At 66.3% G+C, this 21,086-nt stretch carries 21 protein-coding genes; 6 read left to right on the forward strand and 15 right to left on the reverse strand.

All coding sequences use genetic code 11. The features are described from left to right. Positions 1 to 15: 15 nt before the first annotated feature. Together yhbY and MJ606_RS08765 are read left to right on the forward strand one after the other, a co-directional pair. Positions 16 to 312 (forward strand): ribosome assembly RNA-binding protein YhbY, encoded by a 297-nt coding sequence (gene yhbY, locus MJ606_RS08760; RefSeq protein ID WP_243049137.1) that lies wholly within the window; start codon positions 16 to 18, stop codon positions 310 to 312. An 11-nt stretch (positions 313 to 323) separates the two neighbouring features. Next, positions 324 to 698, forward strand: a complete 375-nt coding sequence (locus tag MJ606_RS08765) for an Mth938-like domain-containing protein (protein WP_243049138.1) — start codon at positions 324 to 326, stop codon at positions 696 to 698. 98 nt (positions 699 to 796) lie between these two features. On the opposite strand, the gene MJ606_RS08770 is transcribed toward MJ606_RS08765, so the two are convergent. The 4 genes from MJ606_RS08770 to surE all read right to left on the reverse strand — a co-directional run bounded on the left by MJ606_RS08770 (position 797) and on the right by surE (position 3,933). Further along, positions 797 to 1,750, reverse strand: a complete 954-nt coding sequence (locus MJ606_RS08770; RefSeq protein ID WP_243049139.1) for a peptidoglycan DD-metalloendopeptidase family protein — start codon at positions 1,748 to 1,750, stop codon at positions 797 to 799. A 77-nt stretch (positions 1,751 to 1,827) separates the two neighbouring features. Next, complete coding sequence (locus MJ606_RS08775) at positions 1,828 to 2,436, reverse strand: VTT domain-containing protein (protein ID WP_243049140.1); 609 nt, start codon at positions 2,434 to 2,436, stop codon at positions 1,828 to 1,830. A gap of 20 nt (positions 2,437 to 2,456) precedes the next feature. Next, positions 2,457 to 3,137: a protein-L-isoaspartate(D-aspartate) O-methyltransferase gene (locus MJ606_RS08780; RefSeq protein WP_243049141.1), complete on the reverse strand. Its 681-nt coding sequence runs from the start codon at positions 3,135 to 3,137 to the stop codon at positions 2,457 to 2,459. A gap of 1 nt (position 3,138) precedes the next feature. Further along, the gene (gene surE, locus MJ606_RS08785) at positions 3,139 to 3,933 is read right to left on the reverse strand and encodes a 5'/3'-nucleotidase SurE (RefSeq protein WP_243049142.1); all 795 of its coding nucleotides are present in this window, start codon (positions 3,931 to 3,933) and stop codon (positions 3,139 to 3,141) included. 203 nt (positions 3,934 to 4,136) lie between these two features. Here surE and MJ606_RS08790 point away from each other — a divergent pair, with 203 nt between their 5' ends. After that, positions 4,137 to 4,682: a Smr/MutS family protein gene (locus MJ606_RS08790; RefSeq protein ID WP_243049143.1), complete on the forward strand. Its 546-nt coding sequence runs from the start codon at positions 4,137 to 4,139 to the stop codon at positions 4,680 to 4,682. 136 nt (positions 4,683 to 4,818) lie between these two features. Here the strand turns inward: MJ606_RS08790 and truD are convergent, their stop codons facing one another. The 11 genes from truD to cyoA all read right to left on the reverse strand — a co-directional run bounded on the left by truD (position 4,819) and on the right by cyoA (position 15,759). Further along, entirely contained in the window at positions 4,819 to 5,835 is a 1,017-nt protein-coding gene (truD, locus tag MJ606_RS08795; RefSeq protein ID WP_243049144.1) for a tRNA pseudouridine(13) synthase TruD, read from the reverse strand. A gap of 119 nt (positions 5,836 to 5,954) precedes the next feature. Continuing rightward, complete coding sequence (gene ispF / locus MJ606_RS08800; RefSeq protein WP_279236756.1) at positions 5,955 to 6,428, reverse strand: 2-C-methyl-D-erythritol 2,4-cyclodiphosphate synthase; 474 nt, start codon at positions 6,426 to 6,428, stop codon at positions 5,955 to 5,957. Positions 6,429 to 6,441: 13 nt separating this feature from the next. Beyond that, positions 6,442 to 7,131 (reverse strand): 2-C-methyl-D-erythritol 4-phosphate cytidylyltransferase, encoded by a 690-nt coding sequence (ispD, locus tag MJ606_RS08805; protein ID WP_243049146.1) that lies wholly within the window; start codon positions 7,129 to 7,131, stop codon positions 6,442 to 6,444. 2 nt (positions 7,132 to 7,133) lie between these two features. Beyond that, on the reverse strand, positions 7,134 to 7,457 hold the full coding sequence (gene ftsB / locus MJ606_RS08810) for a cell division protein FtsB (RefSeq protein WP_243049147.1): 324 nt from the start codon (positions 7,455 to 7,457) through the stop codon (positions 7,134 to 7,136). A gap of 17 nt (positions 7,458 to 7,474) precedes the next feature. Further along, positions 7,475 to 8,788: a phosphopyruvate hydratase gene (eno, locus tag MJ606_RS08815; protein ID WP_243049148.1), complete on the reverse strand. Its 1,314-nt coding sequence runs from the start codon at positions 8,786 to 8,788 to the stop codon at positions 7,475 to 7,477. Positions 8,789 to 8,880: 92 nt separating this feature from the next. Beyond that, positions 8,881 to 9,714 carry a 3-deoxy-8-phosphooctulonate synthase gene (kdsA, locus tag MJ606_RS08820; protein WP_243049149.1) on the reverse strand — a complete coding sequence of 278 codons (834 nt, stop codon included), beginning with the start codon at positions 9,712 to 9,714 and terminating at the stop codon, positions 8,881 to 8,883. A gap of 115 nt (positions 9,715 to 9,829) precedes the next feature. Continuing rightward, a complete protein-coding gene (locus tag MJ606_RS08825; RefSeq protein ID WP_243049150.1) occupies positions 9,830 to 11,500 on the reverse strand; it encodes a CTP synthase in 1,671 nt (556 codons plus the stop codon). A gap of 240 nt (positions 11,501 to 11,740) precedes the next feature. Next, positions 11,741 to 12,118: a cytochrome o ubiquinol oxidase subunit IV gene (gene cyoD, locus MJ606_RS08830; RefSeq protein WP_243049151.1), complete on the reverse strand. Its 378-nt coding sequence runs from the start codon at positions 12,116 to 12,118 to the stop codon at positions 11,741 to 11,743. Then, positions 12,118 to 12,750 (reverse strand): cytochrome o ubiquinol oxidase subunit III, encoded by a 633-nt coding sequence (cyoC, locus tag MJ606_RS08835; RefSeq protein ID WP_243049152.1) that lies wholly within the window; start codon positions 12,748 to 12,750, stop codon positions 12,118 to 12,120. The genes cyoD and cyoC overlap by 1 nt, the downstream gene beginning before the upstream one ends. A gap of 3 nt (positions 12,751 to 12,753) precedes the next feature. Beyond that, entirely contained in the window at positions 12,754 to 14,778 is a 2,025-nt protein-coding gene (cyoB, locus tag MJ606_RS08840; RefSeq protein WP_243049153.1) for a cytochrome o ubiquinol oxidase subunit I, read from the reverse strand. A gap of 3 nt (positions 14,779 to 14,781) precedes the next feature. Continuing rightward, positions 14,782 to 15,759 carry a ubiquinol oxidase subunit II gene (cyoA, locus tag MJ606_RS08845; RefSeq protein WP_343214807.1) on the reverse strand — a complete coding sequence of 326 codons (978 nt, stop codon included), beginning with the start codon at positions 15,757 to 15,759 and terminating at the stop codon, positions 14,782 to 14,784. A 225-nt stretch (positions 15,760 to 15,984) separates the two neighbouring features. Here cyoA and MJ606_RS08850 point away from each other — a divergent pair, with 225 nt between their 5' ends. The 3 genes from MJ606_RS08850 (at position 15,985) to MJ606_RS08860 (ending at position 21,027) form a co-directional block, all read left to right on the forward strand. Beyond that, positions 15,985 to 17,784: an aminopeptidase P family protein gene (locus MJ606_RS08850; RefSeq protein ID WP_243049154.1), complete on the forward strand. Its 1,800-nt coding sequence runs from the start codon at positions 15,985 to 15,987 to the stop codon at positions 17,782 to 17,784. 181 nt (positions 17,785 to 17,965) lie between these two features. Beyond that, positions 17,966 to 19,861, forward strand: a complete 1,896-nt coding sequence (gene parE, locus MJ606_RS08855; protein WP_243049155.1) for a DNA topoisomerase IV subunit B — start codon at positions 17,966 to 17,968, stop codon at positions 19,859 to 19,861. Positions 19,862 to 19,956: 95 nt separating this feature from the next. Beyond that, positions 19,957 to 21,027, forward strand: coding sequence for a PLP-dependent cysteine synthase family protein (locus MJ606_RS08860; RefSeq protein ID WP_243049156.1), 1,071 nt, complete (start codon positions 19,957 to 19,959; stop codon positions 21,025 to 21,027). Positions 21,028 to 21,086 lie beyond the last annotated feature (59 nt).

Below are 21,086 nucleotides of genomic sequence, written 5' to 3' on the forward strand. Positions count from 1 at the left end.
TCCGAGACTGAACGCATGGCTCTTTCCCCCTCGCAGCGCCGTTATCTGCGCAGCCTCGCCCACGATCTCCACCCTGTCATCCTGCTGGGCGCCAAGGGTGCGACCGACGCCGTGCTCAAGGAACTCGACCTCGCCCTGACCCACCACGAACTGGTGAAAGTGAAGCTTTCCGGTGGCGACAAGGAAGAGCGCCAGGCTCAGATCGATTTCCTCGCCGGTGGCACCCAGTCGGAAAACGTGCAGGAAATCGGCCATATCGTGGTGCTGTTCCGCCGCAACGAGGACGAGCCCAAGCTCGCCCTGCCCCGCTAAGGGACACGCTGATGGACCTTTCGCTCGACCGCCCGGATAACTATCTGTTCGTGCGCCGCGTGGGTGCCCGCAGCGTCACCGTGGTGGATCGCGACTTCACCGTCAGCTTCCTGCTGGCGCCGGACCGCGCGGTGGAAAACTGGCCGGTCACCGCGTCCGGCGAGCTGGATGCCAGCCACGTCGACGCCATTCTTGAGCTGAAACCGGAACTGGTCATCCTGGGCACCGGCGAGCGCCAGGTGTTCCCCGACCCCGCTTTCATGGCCGGCCTGCTGCGCAAGGGCATCGGTATCGAGGTGATGGACAACGCCGCCGCCGCCCGTACCTATGACCTGCTGGCGGCCGAGAATCGACGCGTGGTGGCGGCATTTATCCTCCCCGCCTAACCCGGTAGGGGCGCACCTCGTGCGCGACCGTGGCGTTACGACGTCACCGCTCCGTAGGCTTGTCGCGCACAGGGTGCGCTCCTGCCAAAGACGCAGCGTCAACGCGACGGCAGATAGCCCAGCGGGTCGACCGGATTGCCGTCCTTGCGGATCTGGAACTGCAACTCGTCGCGCGACGCGCCGGTAGCACCCATTTCGGCGATCTGCTGGCCAGCGCTGACACGCTGGCCTTCCTTCACCAGTCGCTTGCTGTTGTGGCCATAGGCCGACAGGAAGCTGTCGTTGTGCTTGACGATGACCAGCTCGCCATAGCCCACCAGGCCATTGCCGCTGTAAACGACCACGCCATCGGCGGCCGCGCGTACCGGGTCACCGGTCTTGCCGGCAATCTCGATACCGGGGATGGCATCACCCGACTGGAAGCGCTTGATCAGGCTGCCATCGGCCGGCCAGCGCCAGGTCACCCCTCCGTTGCTGCGGGTGGCGCCCGGCGCGGCGGGAGCCACCGGCGCCGGCGGCGGCGTGTTGCTGGCCGTGGCCGCCGGTGCACCGGCTACCGGCACCACCGGCGTCGTGCTGGCAGCGGGCGCAGGCGTCGACGCAGCCGTAGCAGTAGCACTTGTAGCGGTAACCGGCTCAAAGCCCGACTCCAGCGGGCTGGGCGGTGCTGCGTGAGCCGGCGCTGGCGCGACCGGCTTCGGTGCGGTCGACACCACCGCGCCGGTGATATGCACGGGTGCGGGGACCGGCGCCTTGCCGTTGGCGGGCGCCAGCTTCAGTTCCTGGCCCGGCCAGATGGTGTACGGCGCGGCGATATTGTTCCAGCTGGCCAGGTCGCGGAAATCCACGCCGTTGCGGAACGCGATGGAGTACAGCGTGTCGCCCTTGTTGACCTTATAGGTACCGCCCGGCGGCACCCGGGCCGGCGCCACGCCATGCGAGCCGGCATTGCCACTGGCCGGCTCGACGACAACGGTTCGACGGTTCCCGGCGCAGGCGGCCAGAACCAGGATGGCGGAGGTCAGCGCGAATGACCGGAGATATCCATTCATGGGTGCCAGCATAACGAGGCGTAGCGGGTTTTTCATGCAATCCATCCCTGCCGGTTCGTCAGCACGCCGGCCGGCGTTCAGCGCAACCAGATCCACCACACCAGCAACCCCGCCAGAATCACCAGCGCCGCCCAGCCGATACGCTCGATATGCTTGTGCAGTAGGCGCTCCGCGCGCTCGCCAAACAGGCGGATCAGCAAGGCCAGCAGCCACACGCGCTTGCCGCGGCCCACGGCCATGCAAACCAGAAACGGAATCACCGGCACGCCCACGATGCCCGCCGCCCAGGTGACGAACTTCATCGGCACCACCGGCTGCAACGCCGCCAGCGCCAATACCACCATCAGGCCCAGCCAATGCTGGTTCATCTGCTGACGCAGGTTTTCCACGCCCGTCTCGATCGGCGCCAGCAGGTGCAGGGTGTCGAGCAGCGGCGACAATGCATGGAACGCCCAGTGGCCCAGCGCGTAGCCCACCAGCGAGCCGAGCAGCGAGAACAACAGGCTGATGTTGGCGTAGAAGAACGCCTTGTGACGCTTGCCGAGCATCATCGGCGCCAGCATCACTTCCGGCATGATGGGGAAGATGAACGCCTCGACGAAGCTCAACCCACACAGGTAGTACACCGCCCTGGGGTCGCGCGCCCACGTGAGTGCCCGCGCGTACAGCGATCCAAAAAGACGCATTCAGCAGTTTCCCTGTGGCATCAACCGATGCCACCTAGCAGCGGTACGAAACTGACCGCGGCCAGCTCCTCCTGGATAAAGTCGCCCTGCCCGTCGCCACGCATGCGGATCAGCATCTGGTTGCTGGGCGAGCCGACCGGCGCCACCAGCACGCCGGTGGGGCTGAGCTGGTCGAGCACGGCATGCGGAATCGCATCGCCGGCCGCCGTGAGAATGATGGCGTCGAACGGCGCCTCGTCGGGCCACCCCAGCTTGCCGTCGTCATGGCGCGAACGGATGTTGGAAAGACCTAGCTGGCGGAAGCGGCGACGTGCCTGGCGCAGCAGTTCCTCGATGCGCTCCACCGTGTAGACCTGCGGCACCAGTTGCGCCAGCACCACCGCCTGGTAGCCCGAGCCGGTGCCGATCTCCAGCACCTTCTGCGGTACGCCGAACTCCAGCAGCGCCTCGGTCATGCGCGCCACCACCCACGGTTGCGAGATGGTCTGGCCATGGCCGATGGGCAGCGCGGTGTTTTCGTAGGCGCGCGAATGCAGCGCCTGGTCGATGAAGTGATGGCGCGGCGTATTGCGGATCACGTCGATCACGCGCTGGTCGCGGATGCCCTCTTCCTTGAGCTTGGTGGCCAGGCGATCGCGCGCGCGCTGCGAGGTCATGCCCTCGCCTTTCAGTGCGGATGGCGGCAATGGATGCACGTTCACCTCACGCGGCCTCGTCGGCCGGCTTGTGCCCCGACACGCCTTCGTTCAGCGCGCCCACCCAGCTGCTGACCTTTTCCAGCGCCTGGAAGCGCGTCAGGTCCACATGGATCGGCGTCACCGATACAAAGCCACGGCGCACGGCGTTGAAATCGGTGCCCGGGCCGGCATCGTCCACGTCGCCCGCGGGGCCGATCCACCAGATGGTCTTGCCGCGCGGGTCGGTCTGCTTGATGCAAGGCGCCGAGCGATGACGCTTGCCCAGGCGGGTGACCTCGAAGCCGCGGATGTCTTCCCATGGCAGATCGGGCACGTTGACGTTGAGAATAGTATCGGCCGGCAGCGGATCGACCAGCAGGCGCTGCATCAACAACACCACGGCATTGGCCGCCGCGTGGTAGTGCACGCCGTTGTGGTCCTTGCTGACCAGCGATACCGCGATGGCGGGCAGGCCGAGGAAACGCCCCTCCATCGCCGCCGACACCGTGCCGGAATAGATCACGTCGTCGCCCAGGTTGGCGGAATTGTTGATGCCCGACACCACGATATCCGGCTCATGGTCGAGCATGCCGGCCAAGGCCAGGTGCACGCAGTCGGTGGGCGTGCCGGCGACGCGGTAATAGCCGTTGTCCATGCGCAACGCGCGGATCGGCGCATCCAGGGTCAGCGAATTGCTGGCGCCGGAACGGTCGCGATCGGGCGCCACCACTGTCACCTGGCCGACCGCGCCAAGGCGCTCGGCGAGCACGCGGATGCCCGGTGCATCCACGCCATCGTCGTTGCTTACCAGAACTCGCATGATGATCCGTTCAAAGCCCATCGCGGCGACGGCTCCGCAAGAGCCGAAGCGCATCGTATGAAGCCTGAAGTCTACCGGACCGGAGCACCGGTTTCACATCCGGCGAGCAGTGCCCAACCCATCCGCCCGGGCCGGCGCACGCAGCAGTGCGACGCTCGCGCCAGCACGGCACCAACCCGCTGCGGCTGCATTACGATGCAACCATGAAACACCGTCCTCCCGCCCAGATCACCGACGACGACGCCCGGCTGTTTCGCGAAGCCATCGGCGACGTTCGACCGTTCGAACCGGTGGAACCCGCACCCGCCATGCCCAAGCCCGAACCCGAGCCGCGCATGTTCGAAGCCGACGAGGCCGCCGTGCCCGGCGAACTGCTCGATATGGCCTTCGACCCCGGCCTGATCGAGGTGGGCGAAGAACTGAGCTATCTGCGCGACGGCTATCCGCCCAAGCTGCTGCGCCAGCTCAAGCGCGGCCAGTTCAGCATCCAGGACGATATCGACCTGCACCAGATGAATGCCGCCGCCGCGCAGGCCACCATCGTGGATTTCCTGGCCGAAGCGCGGCGACGTGGCTTTCGCTGCGTACGCATCGTGCACGGCAAGGGCCTGCGCTCGCGCGCGGCCGGGCCGGTGCTCAAGGCACTCACCGATCGCATGCTGCGTCGACGCGATGATGTGGTGGCATTTGCGTCGGCACGGCCAATGCAGGGTGGGACGGGGGCGGTCGTGGTGTTGCTCAAGGCCTAGCTCTTAGCGCCCTCTCCCCTCCGGGGAGAGGGCGGGGGCGAGGGGACAATCTTGCGACAAGCTTTGTAGAAGCCATTCCGCGAGCACCCGCCCCTCACCTCAATCCTCTCCCCGGAGGGGAGAGGAAGCTGGGCCGCTAGGCCGTGGTGGCCAGCTCCCTTACCACCGTCGTCGCGTACGCGCCCGCCTGCAGCTCGAAGCTCAACTCCAGCGCATCGTCGCCCAGCCAACGCCAGGCGAGGTTTTGCGGAATCATGCGCAGCGGGCGGCGCTCCTGATCCATCTTGGCCGCCACCAGGCCCTCGGCCAGATCGGCATTGGCGGCGGCGATGGCATCTTCCAAAGCGCGTGCATCGGCCTGGGCGGGCGTTTCGCCGCGCCCCCACAGCGGACCGGAAGGATGGATGTCGCCGCGCGCCAGGCGTTCGGACAAAGTGGCGTCGAACGGCTCGGGGCCGAACCACGAACGCGAACCGGCCAGCGACCAGATCTCGCCCTCCATCGGGCTGTCCCACACGCCCTGCTCCACGCGCGCGGCCAGCACCGCGTTGAAGATATGCGAGCGCGCGGCGGAGAGCAGGAAATGGCGCTTGTCGCGATCCACCCGGCGACCCGCGAACATCGCCCGCGCCTGCGCCACGTTGCCGCCCTCGCGGCCGAAGCGCTGCTCGCCGAAGTAGTTGGGCACGCCGCGCTGGGCGATCTGCTGCAACACCTGTTCGGCGACCACGCGATCGCCTTGCACCTGGCGCAGCACCAGCACGAAGCGGTTGCCACGCAGCGCGCCGCGCTTGAGCTTGCGCTTGTGCCGCGTGGCCGCCAGCACCTTCACCTCGGCATGCGGAAACGCCGACCAATCCGGATCGGGCTTGCCGGCCAGCTGCACGGAGAAGGTCTGCCGGGTCACGGCGTGGCGATCCTTCAGGCCCGCGTAGCCCACGTTCAACGGCGGTACTTCGGCGAAACGCGCCAGCTCCTTGGCCACCCAGTCGGTATTGGAGCCGCGCTTCTCCACCCACAGCAACGCATGCTCGCCTTCGCCATCGGCGTCGTAACCGAGGATTTCCTCTACCTGGAAGTCCTCCGGCGCGCTGCGCAGCACGGCGGCGAGGGGCGGGTTGCCATAGGCGTAAGGCAGTTCGAGATCGGACATGGGACTCCACCGGCGCGACCGGCTTGAAGAAAACGGAAAAGCGGCAGTGCGTTTTGCCCTGCCCGATGCATTACATCAGCGGCACCGTGGCGATGCCGAGAAAACGAAGATGACCTCGATCAGGTAAGCACGAGCAGGACACAGGCTTGCGCGGCAATGCCCTCGCCACGGCCGGTGAAACCCAGCTTTTCGGTGGTGGTGGCCTTGATGCTGATGCAGCCGATCTCACAGCCCAGTGCGTCGGCGACCGCCTCGCGCATGGCCTGCGCATGCGGCCCCACCTTGGGCGCCTCGCAGATCACCGTGACATCGGCGTTGCCCAGCGCGTAACCCTGCTCGCGCATCAGTTTGGCGGCATGCTGCAGGAAGATGCGGCTATTGGCATTGCGCCACTGCTCTTGCGTGGGCGGAAAATGCCGGCCGATATCGCCCAGCGCCAGCGCGCCGAAAATCGCATCGCACAGGGCGTGGATCACCACGTCGCCATCGGAATGGGCCACCAGGCCGCGGCTGTGCGGCACGCGTACGCCACCGAGCATCACGTGGTCGCCTTCACCGAAGGTGTGGACGTCGAAGCCCTGGCCAATCCGCATCATGGGGTTTTCCTTATGTCGTTCTTGGCAACAGGAATTCGGCCAACGCGAAATCGGCCGCCGTGGTCACCTTGATATTGTCTTCCGCGCCCTCGACCAGCAATGGCGCAAATCCGGCATGTTCCATCGCCATCGCTTCGTCGCTTACCGTGACGCCGGCGACAGCAGCCGCCAGCAGGGCCGCGGAAAGCTCACCGCGCCGGAACATCTGCGGCGTGAAGGCACGCCAGCGATGGTCGCGCGGTTCGGTAGTGTGGCTGCGGCCATCGCTGCCGGCGCGCTTGAGCGTGTCGCGCAACGGCGCACCGAGCAAACCGCCACCGGCTGGCACGGCCCGTTCGATCAGCCGGGCAATATCGGCCTGACGCACGCAGGGACGCGCCGCGTCATGCACCAGCACGAAAGCCTCGTCCGCCACCTCGGCCGGCAAGGCACGCAGGCCCGCCAGCACCGAATCGCAACGCTCGGCGCCACCAAGGGTGGTAAGCACCGGCTTGTCCGCGAGCTGCCCGATGCCGGGCCAGTGCTCGTCCTTGCCGCCCAGCACGACCATCAGGCCGGCGATCAGCGGATGCGCGGCCAGCCGCTCCAGCGTATGCAGGATCAGCGGGCGCCCCGCCAGGGGCAGGTATTGCTTGGGAAGATCACCACCGACCCGGGTGCCGCGCCCCGCCGCCGGCACCACACACCACAAGGCCGCCATGGTTATTGGCTGCCCGTGGATGCGGCCGACGCGGGTGCCTGGCTGGCACCCGGCTTTTCGACCACCTGGTAGAACGTTTCGCCCGGCTTGATCAGGCCGAGTTCGGCGCGCGCACGCGCTTCCACGGCCTGCTCACCGTGCTTGAGGTCGTCCACGTCGGCGCCCAGCGCCTGGTTGCGCTGGAGCAGCTTGTCGTTGTCCTCACCCTGCTTCTTCACAGCGGCGCGCAGGGTTTCCACCTCATGCACGCCACCATTGCCGTTCCACAGTTTCATCTGCAGAGCGATCAAGACCAGCACCAGAATCAGGGCGACCCAACGCAACATGCGCGACCGGCTCCGTCTCAGCCCGGCAGGCTGGCCAGGTTGGGGAACGCATGGCGACCGGCGTAGCGCGCCTCGGCGCCCAGCGCCTCTTCGATGCGCAGCAGCTGGTTGTACTTGGCCACGCGATCGGTGCGGCACAGCGAACCGGTCTTGATCTGGGTGGCGGTGGTGGCCACGGCGATATCGGCGATGGTGGTGTCTTCCGTTTCGCCCGAGCGATGCGACACGATCGCCGCGTACTTGGCCGCATCGGCCATGGCGATGGCTTCCAGCGTCTCGGACAGCGTGCCAATCTGATTCACCTTGATCAGGATGGCATTGGCGATGTGCTTGTCGATGCCTTCCTTGAAGATGCTCGGGTTGGTGACGAACAGGTCGTCGCCCACCAGCTGCACGTTCTTGCCGATGGCGTCGGTGAGCAGCTTCCAGCCGTCCCAGTCGCCTTCGGCCATGCCGTCTTCGATGGTGACGATGGGGTACTGCCTGGACCAGCTGGCCAGCAGGTCGACGAACTGGGCGGGGGTATAGACCTTGCCCTCGCCTTCCAAATCGTACTTGCCGTCCTTGAAGAACTCCGAACTGGCCACGTCCAGGCCCAGCAGGATCTCGCCGCCGACCTTGTAGCCGGTCTTATTGATCGCTTCCAGGATGGTGTCCAGCGCTTCGATGTTGGAGCGCAGGTCGGGCGCGAAGCCGCCTTCATCGCCCACGGCGGTGTTGAGGCCCTTGCCCTTGAGCACGCTCTTGAGCGCGTGGAAGATCTCGGTGCCGGCGCGCAGCGCTTCGGCGAAGGTCGGCAGGCCGACCGGCAGCACCATGAACTCCTGCACGTCGACGTTGTTGTCGGCATGGGCGCCGCCGTTGATGATGTTCATCATCGGCACCGGCAGCGCGCCCGGCTTGCCGGTGGTGCCGTTGATGGAAGCCAGGTACCGCCACAGCGGCTGGCGGTTCTGCGCGGCCACCGCGTGCGCGGCGGCCAGCGACACGCCGAGGATGGCGTTGGCGCCCAGCTTGCCCTTGTTAGGGGTGCCGTCGAGGTTGATCAGCTTGGCGTCCAGGCCGCCCTGGTTGGCGGCATCGAAGCCCTTGAGCGCGGAAGCGATGGCACCGTTGACGTTGCCCACCGCGTTCTTCACGCCCTTGCCCAGGTAGCGCGACTTGTCGCCGTCGCGCAGCTCCACCGCCTCGCGCGAACCGGTGGACGCGCCGCTCGGCACCGCCGCGCGGCCGAAGCCGCCGCCGGCCAGGGTCACTTCTGCTTCGAGCGTGGGGTTACCGCGGGAATCGAGGATTTCACGGGCGTGGATGCGGGTGATGTCGGTGCTCATGGTTTCCGTAGCTTGATGAGGTGACTGAAGCGGGGAAGAACATCCTGCCTGACGCGCGGGGGATTCGCTTCAATCGCCTCCCCCACGGCGGCTCAGAGCGTGTGTTCCAGGAAAGTATGACGCTTGGTGACCTGGTCCAGTTCGAGCAAGGTTTCCAGCAGCGCCTCCATCTTGTCCAGCGGCCAGGCGTTGGGGCCGTCGCTGAGCGCCTTGGCCGGATCGGGATGCGTCTCGGCGAACAGGCCGGACACGCCCACGGCCACCGCCGCGCGCGCCAGCACCGGCACGAATTCGCGCTGGCCGCCCGAGCTGGTGCCCTGCCCGCCCGGCAGCTGCACCGAATGGGTGGCGTCGAACACCACCGGGCAACCGGTGTCGCGCATCACGCTGAGCGAGCGCATGTCCGAGACGAGGTTGTTGTAGCCGAAGCTGGCGCCGCGCTCGCACACCAGGATGTCGTCGTTGCCGACGGCCTTGGCCTTGTCGACCACGTTCTTCATGTCCCACGGCGCGAGGAACTGGCCCTTCTTGATGTTCACCGGCTTGCCGGCGCGCGCCACGTTCTGGATGAAGTCGGTCTGGCGGCACAGGAACGCCGGCGTCTGCAGCACGTCCACCACGGCAGCCACTTCGTTCATCGGCGTGTATTCGTGCACATCGGTGAGCACCGGCACGCCGAGCTGGCGCTTCACTTCGGCCAGGATCTTCAGCCCCGCTTCCAGGCCGGGACCGCGGAAGCTGTTGCCGGAGGAGCGGTTGGCCTTGTCGAAGCTGGACTTGAAGATGAAGTGGATGCCGAGCTTGCCGGTGATTTCCTTGAGCTTGCCGGCGGTATCCATCTGCAGCTGTTCGGATTCGACCACGCAGGGGCCGGCGATCAGGAACAGCGGCTGGTCCAGGCCAACCTCGAAACCGCACAGCCTCATGAGCGCACCATCGGAACGATAAAGTCACTGGATTCCCGCTTGCGCGGGAATGACGAGGCGGTGCGATCCCGGCCATGGATCGGCCGGGCCCCAGTCACAGGGACGTGGAAAACGTTCATGCCACGGACTCCTTGGCCAGGCGCTCACCCTCGCGCACCGCCTTGAACTCGCGGGCGGCACGGACGAAACCGATGAACAGCGGGTGGCCGTCACGCGGGGTGGAGGTGAACTCCGGATGCGCCTGGCAGGCGAGGAACCACGGGTGCTTCTGCTGCGGCAGCTCGACGATCTCCACCAGCAGGTCGTCCATCGACTTGCCGGAGATCACCAGGCCCAGGTCCTCGAACGGCTGACGGTAGCGGTTGTTGAACTCGTAGCGGTGACGATGGCGCTCGCGCACCACGTCCTGGCCGTACATCTCGCGCGCCAGGGTGCCAGCCTTGAGGCGGCACTCCTGCGAACCCAGGCGCATGGTGCCGCCCAGGTCCGAGCGTTCGCTGCGCTGCTCCACTTCGCCCGTGGCGGTGGTCCACTCGGTGATCAGGGCGATCACCGGATCGGGCGTGTTGCGGTCGTTCTCGCTGGAATCAGCCTCAGTGAGACCAGCCACGTTGCGGGCGAAATCCACCACCGCCGCGTGCATGCCGTAGCAGATGCCGAAGTACGGCACGCCATGCTCGCGGGCGTACCTGGCGGCCAGCACCTTGCCCTCGAAGCCGCGCTTGCCGAAGCCGCCCGGCACCAGGATGGCGTCGGCGCCGCCCAGCACCTTGGCGGCGCCCTCGGCTTCCACCTGCTCGGAATCGACCCAGTTGAGATTGACCCGGGTCAGCTGCTTGATGCCGCCATGGCGCAGCGCTTCGCCCAGGGACTTGTAGGCGTCCTTGTGCTCGACGTACTTGCCGACGATGGCGACGGTGATCTCGTCCTTCGGATGCTCCACCGCGTCCACGGTGCGCTGCCAGCCGGACAGGTCGGCCGGGCCGGCGTCCAGGCCCAGCTTGCGGACCACGATGTCATCGAGGCCCTGCTTGTGCAGCCACAGCGGCTGCTTGTAAATGATGTCCACGTCGGCGGCGCTGATCACCGCGTTCTCGGGCACGTTGGTGAACAGCGCGATCTTGCGGCGCTCGCCTTCCGGCAGCGGCTGCTCGCAGCGGCACAGCAGCACGTCCGGCTGGATACCGATGGAGCGCAGCTCCTTCACCGAATGCTGGGTGGGCTTGGTCTTGATCTCGCCGGCGGCCTTGATATACGGCACCAGGGTCAGGTGCATGAACAGCACCTTCTCCGGGCCATGCTCGATGCGCAGCTGGCGGATGGCCTCCAGGAACGGCAGCGACTCGATGTCGCCCACCGTGCCGCCGATTTCCACCAGCGCCACGTCGAAGCCGCGGGTGGCCTCGTGGATGCAGTGCTTGATCTCGTCGGTGATGTGCGGAATCACCTGCACGGTGGCACCGAGGTAATCGCCGCGGCGCTCCTTGCGGATCACCGACTCGTAGATCTTGCCGGTGGTGATGGAGTTCTTGCCGGTGAGGCGGGTATTGACGAAGCGCTCATAGTGGCCGAGGTCGAGATCGGTCTCGGCGCCGTCGTCGGTCACATAGACCTCGCCGTGCTGGAAGGGACTCATGGTGCCGGGATCCACGTTGATATAGGGATCCAGCTTCATCATGGTGACCGAGAGGCCACGCGCTTCCAGGATGGAAGCCAGCGACGCCGCGGCGATGCCCTTGCCAAGCGAGGACACCACACCGCCGGTGACGAAAATCAGGGGGGTCATGGGATGCAGCCGTGCTGGAAATCGGCATTTTAGAGGAAGAACGGTCCGGCCGCGAGGGCTGGAGTGGCCCAGATGACTGACTCGTTCAAGATTGAGCCTGCGCCTCCCCGCCACGCCCAATCCCTCTCCCTCGCCGGAATGACGGCCATAGGGGGACAGGGGCTACAGCTCGAACCTCGCAGACCACGCGCAAAACAAAGGCGCCCGAAGGCGCCTTTGCCGTAGAGCCCGAGAACCGGCTTACTCCACCGGCATCATGCGCGGCAGCGGATGCATCATGTTCTCGTTCATGTTGTGCAATACCCACAGCGAGCCGACCACCACGATGGCCAGGATCAGCACGGTGAACAGCATGATGGCGAGGTTGCCGCGCTGGGCCGGCGAGGTGCCCATGTGCAGGAAGCACACCAGTTGCACCACCAGCTGGGCCACGCCGAACACCACGATGCCCGGCATCATCAGGTCATGCGGCACGGCGCCGCTCATGACCACGCCGAACGAGGCCAGGGTAAGCACCACCGACAGGGCAAAGCCGATCAGGTAGGACTTGGTGCTGCCGTGGTCGGCGTGGGCGGCCTCGTGATGGGCCACGTCATGGGAATGGTTGCTGCCTGCCATCAGATGGCCCCCCGCAGGTAGACAAAGGTGAACACGCAGATCCAGACGATATCCAGGAAGTGCCAGAACAGGCTCAGGCACGACAGGCGGCGACGGGTGGCGTCGGTCAGCCCGAAGCGGCGCATCTGGTCCATCATCACCACCAGCCAGATCAGGCCGCAGGTCACGTGCAGGCCGTGGGTGCCGACCAGGGTGAAGTACGACGACAGGAACGCGCTGTGGCTGGGGCCCGCCCCCTCATGGACCAGGTGGGCGAACTCGTAGACCTCCATGCCGATGAAGCCGGCGCCGAACAGGAACGTCACCGCCAGCCAGGCAATCACTTTGCCCCTGTGGCCGGCATGCATGTTCAGCATGGCCATGCCGAAGGTGACCGAGGAGACCAGCAGCAGCATGGTCTCGCCCAGCACGTAGGGCAGCTCGAACAGCTCTTTGCCGGTCGGGCCGCCCGCGGTGGCGTTGGCCAGCACGGCGAAGGTGGCGAACAGGCCCGAGAAGATCAGGCAGTCGCTCATCAGGTAGATCCAGAACCCCAGCAGGGTCTTGGATCCGTCGTCGTGATGGTGGGCGTCCCCGCCGTGGGAGACGCCGTCGAGCGCGCCGTGATGGGCGCTTAGTGCGGTACTGCTCATGGGTTAAGCCACCTTCTGGCGCGAGGGAGCCGCCACCGGGGCCACCTGCGTGGTCTGGAACTGCTGCAACTGCGCGTGGCGCGAACGCTCGATCCGCTCGACCTCGGCCGCCGGCACCCAGTAATCGACGTCACGGTCGTAGGCGCGGGCGATGAACGCACCGATCATGCCCAGCAGGCCAACGCCCGCCAGCCACCAGATATGCCACACCAGGGCGAAGCCCAGGGCCGCACCGAACGCGCCCATGACCACACCGACGCCGGTGTTGCGGGGCATGTGAATGTCTTCGTACTTGGCAGGCTGCACGTAGGCGACTCCGTTTTGTTTGTCTTCCCAGAACTGATCGAGTTCTCGCACCTGCGGCAGCAGGGCGAAGTTGTAGAACGGTGCCGGGGAACTGATGGACCATTCCAGGGTGCGGCCACCCCATGGGTCGCCGCTGGGATCGGTGAGCTTCTTGCGGTCACGCACGCTGACGTAGAACTGCAGCACGGTGAAGAAGATGCCCATGGCAATGACCACCGCACCCACCAGGGCCACCACCAGGTACGGCTGCCACTCCGGATTGGCGTAGTGGTTCATGCGGCGCGTCATGCCCTTGAGGCCAAGGATGTACAGCGGAATGAAGGCCAGGTAGAAACCGACCAGCCAGCACCAGAACGAGGCCTTGCCCCAGCGCTCGTTGAGGCGGAAGCCGAACGCCTTGGGGAACCAGTAGTTGATCGCCGCCATGCAGCCGAACACCACGCCGCCGATGATGACGTTGTGGAAGTGCGCGATCAGGAACAGGCTGTTGTGCAGCACGAAGTCCGCCGCCGGCACCGCCATCAGCACGCCGGTGACGCCGCCGACCACGAAGGTGATCATGAAGCCGATCGTCCACAGCATCGGCACGCTCATTTCCACGCGGCCGCGATACATGGTGAACAACCAGTTGAACAGCTTCACGCCGGTGGGCACCGAGATGATCATCGTCATGATGCCGAAGAAGGCATTGACGTTCGCGCCCGAACCCATGGTGAAGAAGTGGTGCAGCCACACCAGGAACGACAGCACGCCGATCGCCGCGGTGGCATAGACCATCGAGGTGTAGCCGAACAGCGGCTTCTTCGAGAACGTGGCCACGATTTCCGAGTACGCGCCGAAGCACGGCAGCACCAGGATGTAGACCTCGGGATGGCCCCAGATCCAGATCAGGTTCACGTACATCATGGGGTTGCCGCCCAGGGTGTTGGTGAAGAAGTGCATGTCCAGATAGCGGTCGGCGGTCAGCAGCGCCAGCGTCACCGTCAGCACCGGGAACGCCGCCACGATCAGGATGTTGGTGATCAGCGCGGTCCAGCTGAACACCGGCATCTTCATCAGGGTCATGCCGGGCGTGCGCATCTTCATGATGGTGACGATGAAGTTGATGCCGCTCAGCGTGGTGCCCAGGCCCGATAGCTGCAGCGCCCAGATGTAGTAGTCCACGCCCACGGTGGGACTGTATTCAAGCCCCGACAACGGCGGATACGCCAGCCAGCCGGTCGCCGCGAAGTCGCCGATGAACAGCGACACCATCACCAGCACGATGCCCGACACGAACAGCCAGAAGCTCAGCGAGTTCAGGAACGGATAGGCCACGTCGCGCGCGCCGATCTGCAGCGGCACCACCAGGTTCATCAGGCCGGTGATCAGCGGCATCGCCACGAAGAAGATCATGATGACACCGTGCGCGGTGAACACCTGGTCGTAGTGGTGCGGCGGCAGGTAGCCGGCCGAATCGGCCGAGGCCATGGCCTGCTGCAGGCGCATCATGATGGCGTCGGCAAAGCCGCGCAGCAGCATGACCAGGGCCACGATGATGTACATGACGCCGATCTTCTTGTGGTCCACCGAGGTGAACCACTCCGACCACAGGTAACCCCACGCACGCATGCGGGTAACGATGATCAGCGTCGCCAGGCCGCCGAGCAGCACGGCGGCGAGGGTGCCCATCACGATCGGCTCGTGGTACGGGATCGCGTCGAGGGTGAGCTTTCCAAACATGGTTTACTTCTCTGCCTTGACCGGGGTGACGGGGGAGGACATGGCTTCCCCGCCCTCATGGGAGTCCATCTGCATGGGCATGTCGCCGGCGGCCTTGGCGTCCGCGCTTTCATGTGCAGGCATGGGCATGTCGCCATGCGACATGTCGTTCATGTATTTGTTGATGACATGGGTGAACAGGTCCGGCGCGACGCTGCCGTAGTAGGCCACCGGCACCTTCATGCTCGGCGCCGACAGCGCCTTGTAGGTATCGTCGTTCAGCGCGGCCTGGGTGGCCTTGGCCTTGGCGATCCAGTCCTTGAAGCCATCCGCGGAGGTGGCGATGGCCTGGAAATGCATATCCGAGAAGCCTTCGCCGCTGTAGTTGGACGACAGGCCCGCATACGTGCCCGGCTCGCGCGCGATCAGGTGCAGCTTGGTCTCCATGCCGGCCATGGCGTAGATCTGGCTGCCCAGCTGCGGAATGAAGAAGGCGTTCATCACCGAATCGGAGGTGATCTGGAAATTCACCGGCACGTCGGTCGGGAAGGCGACCTCGTTCACCGTGGCCACGCCGTAGTCCGGGTAGACGAACAGCCACTTCCAGTCGAGCGCCACGACCTGGATGGTGACCGGCTTGGCGTCGGACGCCAGCGGCTTGTAAGGGTCGAGCGTGTGCGACGTGCGCCAGGTAATCACGGCCAGGATGGCCACGATGATCGCGGGGATGGTCCACACCACCACCTCGATCTTGGTCGAGTGCGACCAGGTCGGCGCATAGGTGGCCTGCTTGTTGGTCGAGCGGTAGCGCCAGGCGAACCACAGCGTCATCGCAATCACCGGAATCGCCACCACGGCCATCAGGCCCAGCGCAATCAGGATGAGGGACTTCTCATCGGCGCCGATATCGCCCTTGGGATTGAGAACTTCCATGTTGCAGCCGCTGAGGAACACGGCCGCGCCTACGCCTGCATAACGCAGGCGGGAGAAAAGAGCATGCATTTTCACGGACAACCTGAAGGTACGGCGTGGGGACGGGCGGCATCCTAACGATCTGGAAACGAATTTGTTCGTGCTTGAGACACAATGCCGCAGTGGTAAATTCTTGCGCACCGCGCTGCGGCGACTTGACAACACAATGCAAGAGCACGCGCCCGCCTTTTCAACAAAAAAAGCGCACTCGACGGCGAAGAAATCGACCGTGGCGCGCCCTGCTAACATGCCGCGATGGACCAAGCCACGCCCGCCAAGCTCGCCGCCCTGCGGCAGACCATGCAGCAACACGGCATCGCCGCCTGCCTGATTCCCAGCGCCGACCCGCATCTGTCCGAATACCTGCCCGCGCACTGGCAGGCACGTGCCTGGCTCAGCGGCTTCACGGGCTCGGCCGGCACGCTGGTGGTCACCGCCGACCATGCGGGGCTATGGACCGACTCGCGCTACTTCGCCCAGGGCACGCAGCAACTGGCCGGCACCGGCATCGAACTGATGAAGCAGCGCATCGCGCACGCACCCGAGCATCTGGAATGGCTGCAACAGCAGCTGCAGCCGGGCCAGACCCTCGCCGTCGCCGGTGACAGCGTGTCGCTCGCCACCGCACGCCAGTTGGAACACCGCCTTGAAAGCGTCGGCGCCGCGTTGCGCACCGACCTGGACCTGCCCGGCCTGATCTGGCCCGACCGCCCCGCCCTGCCGGCCCATCCGGTGGTCGAACACCCGCCGCGCTACGCCGTTACCCCTCGCGCCGACAAGCTCGGTCGTTTGCGCACGGCCATGCGCAAGCTGGAAGCCACGCATCACCTGATCTCCAGCCTCGACGACATCGCCTGGCTGACCAACCTGCGCGGCAGTGACGTGGAGTGCAATCCGGTGTTCCTCGCCCACCTGCTGGTGCAGGCGGACGGCTACGCCACGCTGTTCGTGGGACGCGGCAAGCTGAGCGACACCCTGGTGGCCAGCCTGGCGGCCGACGATGTGCGCATCGCCGACTACGCGACGGTGACCGATGCGCTGGCCGAACTGGGCCCGAAGGACCGCCTGCTGCTCGACAGCGGCCGTGTCGTGGTGGCCGTGGCGGCGGCCATCGGCCCCGCCACGCAGACCATCGAGGCGGCCAACCCCAGCACTTGGTTCAAGGCCCGCAAGAATGAGGCCGAACTGGATCACATCCGCGAAGTGATGCGTCGCGACGGTGCCGCGCTGGTGCGGGCGTTCCGTCGACTGGAAGAACGCGTCACCGTCGGCATGACCCAGACCGAGCTGGACGTGGACGCGCTGCTGCGCGAAGAGCGTTCGGCCCAGGCCGATTTCGTGGGCGAAAGTTTCGCCACCATCGCCGGCTACCAGGCCAACGGCGCGCTGCCGCACTACCGCGCCACGCCCGAAGCGCACAGCACGCTCAAGCCGCACGGCCTGCTGCTGGTCGACTCGGGCGGACAGTACCTGGGCGGCACCACCGACATCACCCGCGTGCTGGCCCTGGGCGAAACCACCGCCGAGCAGCGCCGCGACGCCACCCTGGTGATGAAGGGCATGATCGCGCTCAGCCGCGCCCGCTTCCCCAAGGGCGCCAGCGGTCCGCAGCTCGACGCGCTGGCCCGCGCCCCGCTATGGGCCAGCGGCATGGACTACGGCCATGGCACCGGCCATGGCGTGGGCTACTTCCTCAACGTGCACGAAGGTCCGCAGGGCATTCGCCCGCCGGTATCGGGCGCCGCGCTGGTGGCGCTGGAGCCGGGCATGATCAGCTCGATCGAGCCGGGCCTGTACAAGCCCGGCCGCCACGGCATCCGCCACGAGAACCTGGCGGTGGTGATCGAGGCTGATCGCACCGAGTTCGGCGAGTTCTACGCGTTCGAAACCCTCACCCTGTGTCCGTTCGACCGCCGCGCGCTGGAACCGGGCCTGCTCAACCCCGAGGAACGCGCCTGGCTGGACGACTACCACGCCACCGTGCGCGCCGCCCTGACTCCGTTGCTCGAAGAGGCGGACCTGGCCTGGCTGGAGCGGCATTGCGCGCCGCTGTGACGGGTCGCCCCATCGTCGTCCCGCGCAAGCGGGGACCCGGCGTCCCGGCTGCTAGAGGCACTCGATCCCGGCTTTCGCCGGGATGACGGCGTGCCGCCTTTCACCGCCGTCTCAAAACCGTCTTGACCCCTCCCCCACGCCCAGCCATGCTGCTGCGCTTCCCGAGACCCGATCCACACGCATGAGCAGTCGCTACAACGCCGCCGACATCGAAGTCCTCTCCGGCCTTGACCCGGTCAAGCGCCGCCCCGGCATGTATACGGACACCACCCGACCAAACCATCTGGCGCAGGAGGTGATCGACAACTCGGTTGACGAGGCGCTCGCCGGCCACGCCAAGACGCTGGAAGTGATCGTGCACACCGACGGCTCGGTCGAGGTGAGCGACGACGGCCGCGGCATGCCGGTGGACATCCATCCGGACGAGGGCATCCCGGGCGTCGAGCTGATCCTTACCCGCCTGCACGCGGGCGGCAAGTTCAGCGGCAAGAACTACAACTTCTCCGGCGGCCTGCACGGCGTGGGCGTGTCGGTGGTCAATGCGCTGTCCAGCCGGGTGGAAGTGACCATCCGCCGCGACGGCAACGAATACCGCATGGCCTTCGAGCACGGCGACCGCGCCAGCGATCTCGAAATCATCGGCAACGTGCCGAAGAAGAAAACCGGCACCACGGTGCGCTTCTGGTCCGATCCGAAGTATTTCGACTCGCCGAAGATCTCGCTGCCCCGGCTGCGTCACCTGCTGCGCGCCAAGGCCGTGCTGTGCGCGGGCCTCAGCGTCAAGCTCACCGACGAAGCCACCGGCGAAGTCAACGAGTGGTATTACGAGGACGGCCTGCGCGATTACCTGCGCGACGAACTGGACGGCGCCGAGGCGCTGCCGGCCGAGCTGTTCGTGCACCACATGCAGCGCGAGGCCGATGGCCTCGATGTCGCGCTCGCCTGGCTGCCCGAAGGCGAGCTGGTGCAGGAAAGCTACGTCAACCTGATTCCCACCGCGCAGGGCGGCACCCACGTCAACGGCCTGCGCTCGGGCCTCACCAACGCCATCCGCGAGTTCTGCGATATCCGCAACCTGCTGCCGCGCGGCGTGAAGCTGGCGCCGGAAGACGTGTGGGAACGCCTCGCCTTCGTGCTGTCGGCCAAGCTGCAGGACCCGCAGTTCGCCGGCCAGACCAAGGAGCGCCTGTCCTCGCGCCAGGCCGCCGGCATGGTGGAAAGCGTCATCCATGACGCCTTCAGCCTGTGGCTCAACCAGCACGTGGAGCTGGGTGAGCGCATCGCCCAGCTCGCCATCGAGCGCGCCAGTGCGCGCCTGAAGGCGGCCAAGCAGGTGGTGCGCAAGAAGATCACCCAAGGCCCCGCCCTGCCCGGCAAGCTGGCCGACTGCACCGCCACCGACCTCACCCGCACCGAGCTGTTCCTGGTCGAGGGCGATTCGGCCGGCGGCAGCGCCAAGCAGGCGCGCGACAAGGAATTCCAGGCCATCCTGCCGCTGCGCGGCAAGATCCTCAACACCTGGGAGGTGGAATCGGGCTCGGTGCTCGCGTCGGAAGAAGTGCACAACCTGGCCGTGGCGATCGGCTGCGATCCGGGCAAGGACGATCTGTCCGGCCTGCGCTACGGCAAGATCGTCATCCTGGCCGATGCCGACTCCGACGGCCTGCACATCGCCACCCTGCTCAGCGCCCTGTTCCTGCGCCACTTCCCGGCGCTGGTGCGCGAGGGCCACGTGTTCGTGGCGATGCCGCCGCTGTTCCGCGTGGACGTGGGCAAGCAGGTGTTCTACTGCCTGGACGAGAACGAGAAGAACGCCATGCTCGAACGCATCCAGCGCGAGAAGATGAAGGGCGCGGTCAGCACCACCCGCTTCAAGGGCCTGGGCGAGATGAATCCGGCCCAGCTGCGCGAGTCGACCATCCACCCCGATACCCGCCGCCTGGTGCAGCTCACCGTCGACGCCGCCAACGACGACGGCACCATCAAGCTGATGGACATGCTGCTGGCCAAGAAGCGCGCGGGTGACCGCAAGGCGTGGCTGGAAGAAAAGGGCGATCTGGCCACGCTCGAAGTCTGAGCCTCTACCCTTCCTCTCCCCTGCGTGGAGAGGAAGAAACCCCTGCACTGACACAGGTCAATGGACTGCGCGCAAGCCGGCGCTAGGCTGACCGGATGCACGCTGCCTGGATCCGCCGCGCCATCGAAACCCTTGAGTCCGAGGCCCACCGCTCGGCCGATACGCACCTGATCCGGCTGGATCTGCCTGCCTTTCCCGGCATTCCGCTCTATCTCAAGGACGAATCCGTCCACCCCACCGGCAGCCTCAAGCACCGGCTGGCGCGCTCGCTGTTCCTGTATGCCATCTGCAACGGCTGGCTGGACGAAGGTCGCCCCGTGATCGAGGCTTCCAGCGGCAGCACGGCCATTTCCGAGGCGTATTTCGCTCGCCTGCTGGGCTTGCCGTTTTTCGCCGTGATGCCCCGCACGACATCGCGCGACAAGGTGGCGCAGATCGAATTCTTCGGTGGCCACTGCCACTTCATCGACGACACCGATGTCTACGGCGCGGCGCAACGCCTGGCCGCCGAGCTGGACGGCCATTACATGGACCAGTTCACCTATGCCGAGCGCGCCACCGACTGGCGCGGCAACAACAACATCGCCGAATCGATCTTTCGCCAGATGCAGCGCGAGCCCGATCCGGAGCCGCGCTGGATCGTGGTGCCCGCCGGCACCGGCGGCACCTCGGCCACCATCGGCCGCTACATCCGTTACCGCTCGGCGCAGCACGCGCCGGCCCGGCTGGCCGTGGTCGACCCGGAAAACTCGGTGTTCTACGACTACTACAACAGCGGTGACAGCCGCCTGCAGCTGACGCGCGGATCGCGCATCGAGGGCATCGGCCGCCCGCGGGTGGAGCCCTCCTTCCTGCCCGGCGTGATCGACCGCATGCTGCGCGTGCCGGATGCGGCATCCATCGCCGCGCTGCGCCTGCTGGAACAACTGCTTGGCCGCCGCTGCGGCGGCTCCACCGGCACTAACCTGGTGGGATCGCTGCAATTGATGGCGGAGCTGAGCGCCAGCGGCGAGCGCGGCCCGGTAGTCACCCTGATCTGCGACGGCGGCGAGCGTTACAGTGGCACCTGCTACAGCGCCCCGTGGATCGCTGCCGAAGGCCTGGACGTGGCCACCCACCAGGCCCGCCTGGAAGCCATCGTCCGCGACGGCCGCTGGATCGACTGAACCGGCATTCCCCCAGCCCTGCCGCAACGCTATCTTGATGTGACCCACAGGACGAACGC

The sequence above is a fragment of the Dyella sp. RRB7 genome (assembly GCF_022761115.1).
Classification (GTDB): Bacteria; Pseudomonadota; Gammaproteobacteria; order Xanthomonadales; family Rhodanobacteraceae; genus Dyella.

Excerpts from the sequence above, each read along its gene's own strand:
- yhbY (WP_243049137.1), top strand. The coding sequence starts at position 16 with ATGGCTCTTTCCCCCTCGCAGCGCCGTTATCTGCGCAGCCTCGCCCAC.
- MJ606_RS08765 (WP_243049138.1), top strand. The coding sequence starts at position 324 with ATGGACCTTTCGCTCGACCGCCCGGATAACTATCTGTTCGTGCGCCGC.
- MJ606_RS08770 (WP_243049139.1), bottom strand. The coding sequence starts at position 1,750 with ATGAATGGATATCTCCGGTCATTCGCGCTGACCTCCGCCATCCTGGTT.
- MJ606_RS08775 (WP_243049140.1), bottom strand. The coding sequence starts at position 2,436 with ATGCGTCTTTTTGGATCGCTGTACGCGCGGGCACTCACGTGGGCGCGC.
- surE (WP_243049142.1), bottom strand. The coding sequence starts at position 3,933 with ATGCGAGTTCTGGTAAGCAACGACGATGGCGTGGATGCACCGGGCATC.
- MJ606_RS08790 (WP_243049143.1), top strand. The coding sequence starts at position 4,137 with ATGAAACACCGTCCTCCCGCCCAGATCACCGACGACGACGCCCGGCTG.
- truD (WP_243049144.1), bottom strand. The coding sequence starts at position 5,835 with ATGTCCGATCTCGAACTGCCTTACGCCTATGGCAACCCGCCCCTCGCC.
- ispF (WP_279236756.1), bottom strand. The coding sequence starts at position 6,428 with ATGCGGATTGGCCAGGGCTTCGACGTCCACACCTTCGGTGAAGGCGAC.
- ispD (WP_243049146.1), bottom strand. The coding sequence starts at position 7,131 with ATGGCGGCCTTGTGGTGTGTGGTGCCGGCGGCGGGGCGCGGCACCCGG.
- ftsB (WP_243049147.1), bottom strand. The coding sequence starts at position 7,457 with ATGTTGCGTTGGGTCGCCCTGATTCTGGTGCTGGTCTTGATCGCTCTG.
- eno (WP_243049148.1), bottom strand. The coding sequence starts at position 8,788 with ATGAGCACCGACATCACCCGCATCCACGCCCGTGAAATCCTCGATTCC.
- kdsA (WP_243049149.1), bottom strand. The coding sequence starts at position 9,714 with ATGAGGCTGTGCGGTTTCGAGGTTGGCCTGGACCAGCCGCTGTTCCTG.
- MJ606_RS08825 (WP_243049150.1), bottom strand. The coding sequence starts at position 11,500 with ATGACCCCCCTGATTTTCGTCACCGGCGGTGTGGTGTCCTCGCTTGGC.
- cyoD (WP_243049151.1), bottom strand. The coding sequence starts at position 12,118 with ATGGCAGGCAGCAACCATTCCCATGACGTGGCCCATCACGAGGCCGCC.
- cyoC (WP_243049152.1), bottom strand. The coding sequence starts at position 12,750 with ATGAGCAGTACCGCACTAAGCGCCCATCACGGCGCGCTCGACGGCGTC.
- cyoB (WP_243049153.1), bottom strand. The coding sequence starts at position 14,778 with ATGTTTGGAAAGCTCACCCTCGACGCGATCCCGTACCACGAGCCGATC.
- cyoA (WP_343214807.1), bottom strand. The coding sequence starts at position 15,759 with ATGCATGCTCTTTTCTCCCGCCTGCGTTATGCAGGCGTAGGCGCGGCC.
- MJ606_RS08850 (WP_243049154.1), top strand. The coding sequence starts at position 15,985 with ATGGACCAAGCCACGCCCGCCAAGCTCGCCGCCCTGCGGCAGACCATG.
- parE (WP_243049155.1), top strand. The coding sequence starts at position 17,966 with ATGAGCAGTCGCTACAACGCCGCCGACATCGAAGTCCTCTCCGGCCTT.
- MJ606_RS08860 (WP_243049156.1), top strand. The coding sequence starts at position 19,957 with ATGCACGCTGCCTGGATCCGCCGCGCCATCGAAACCCTTGAGTCCGAG.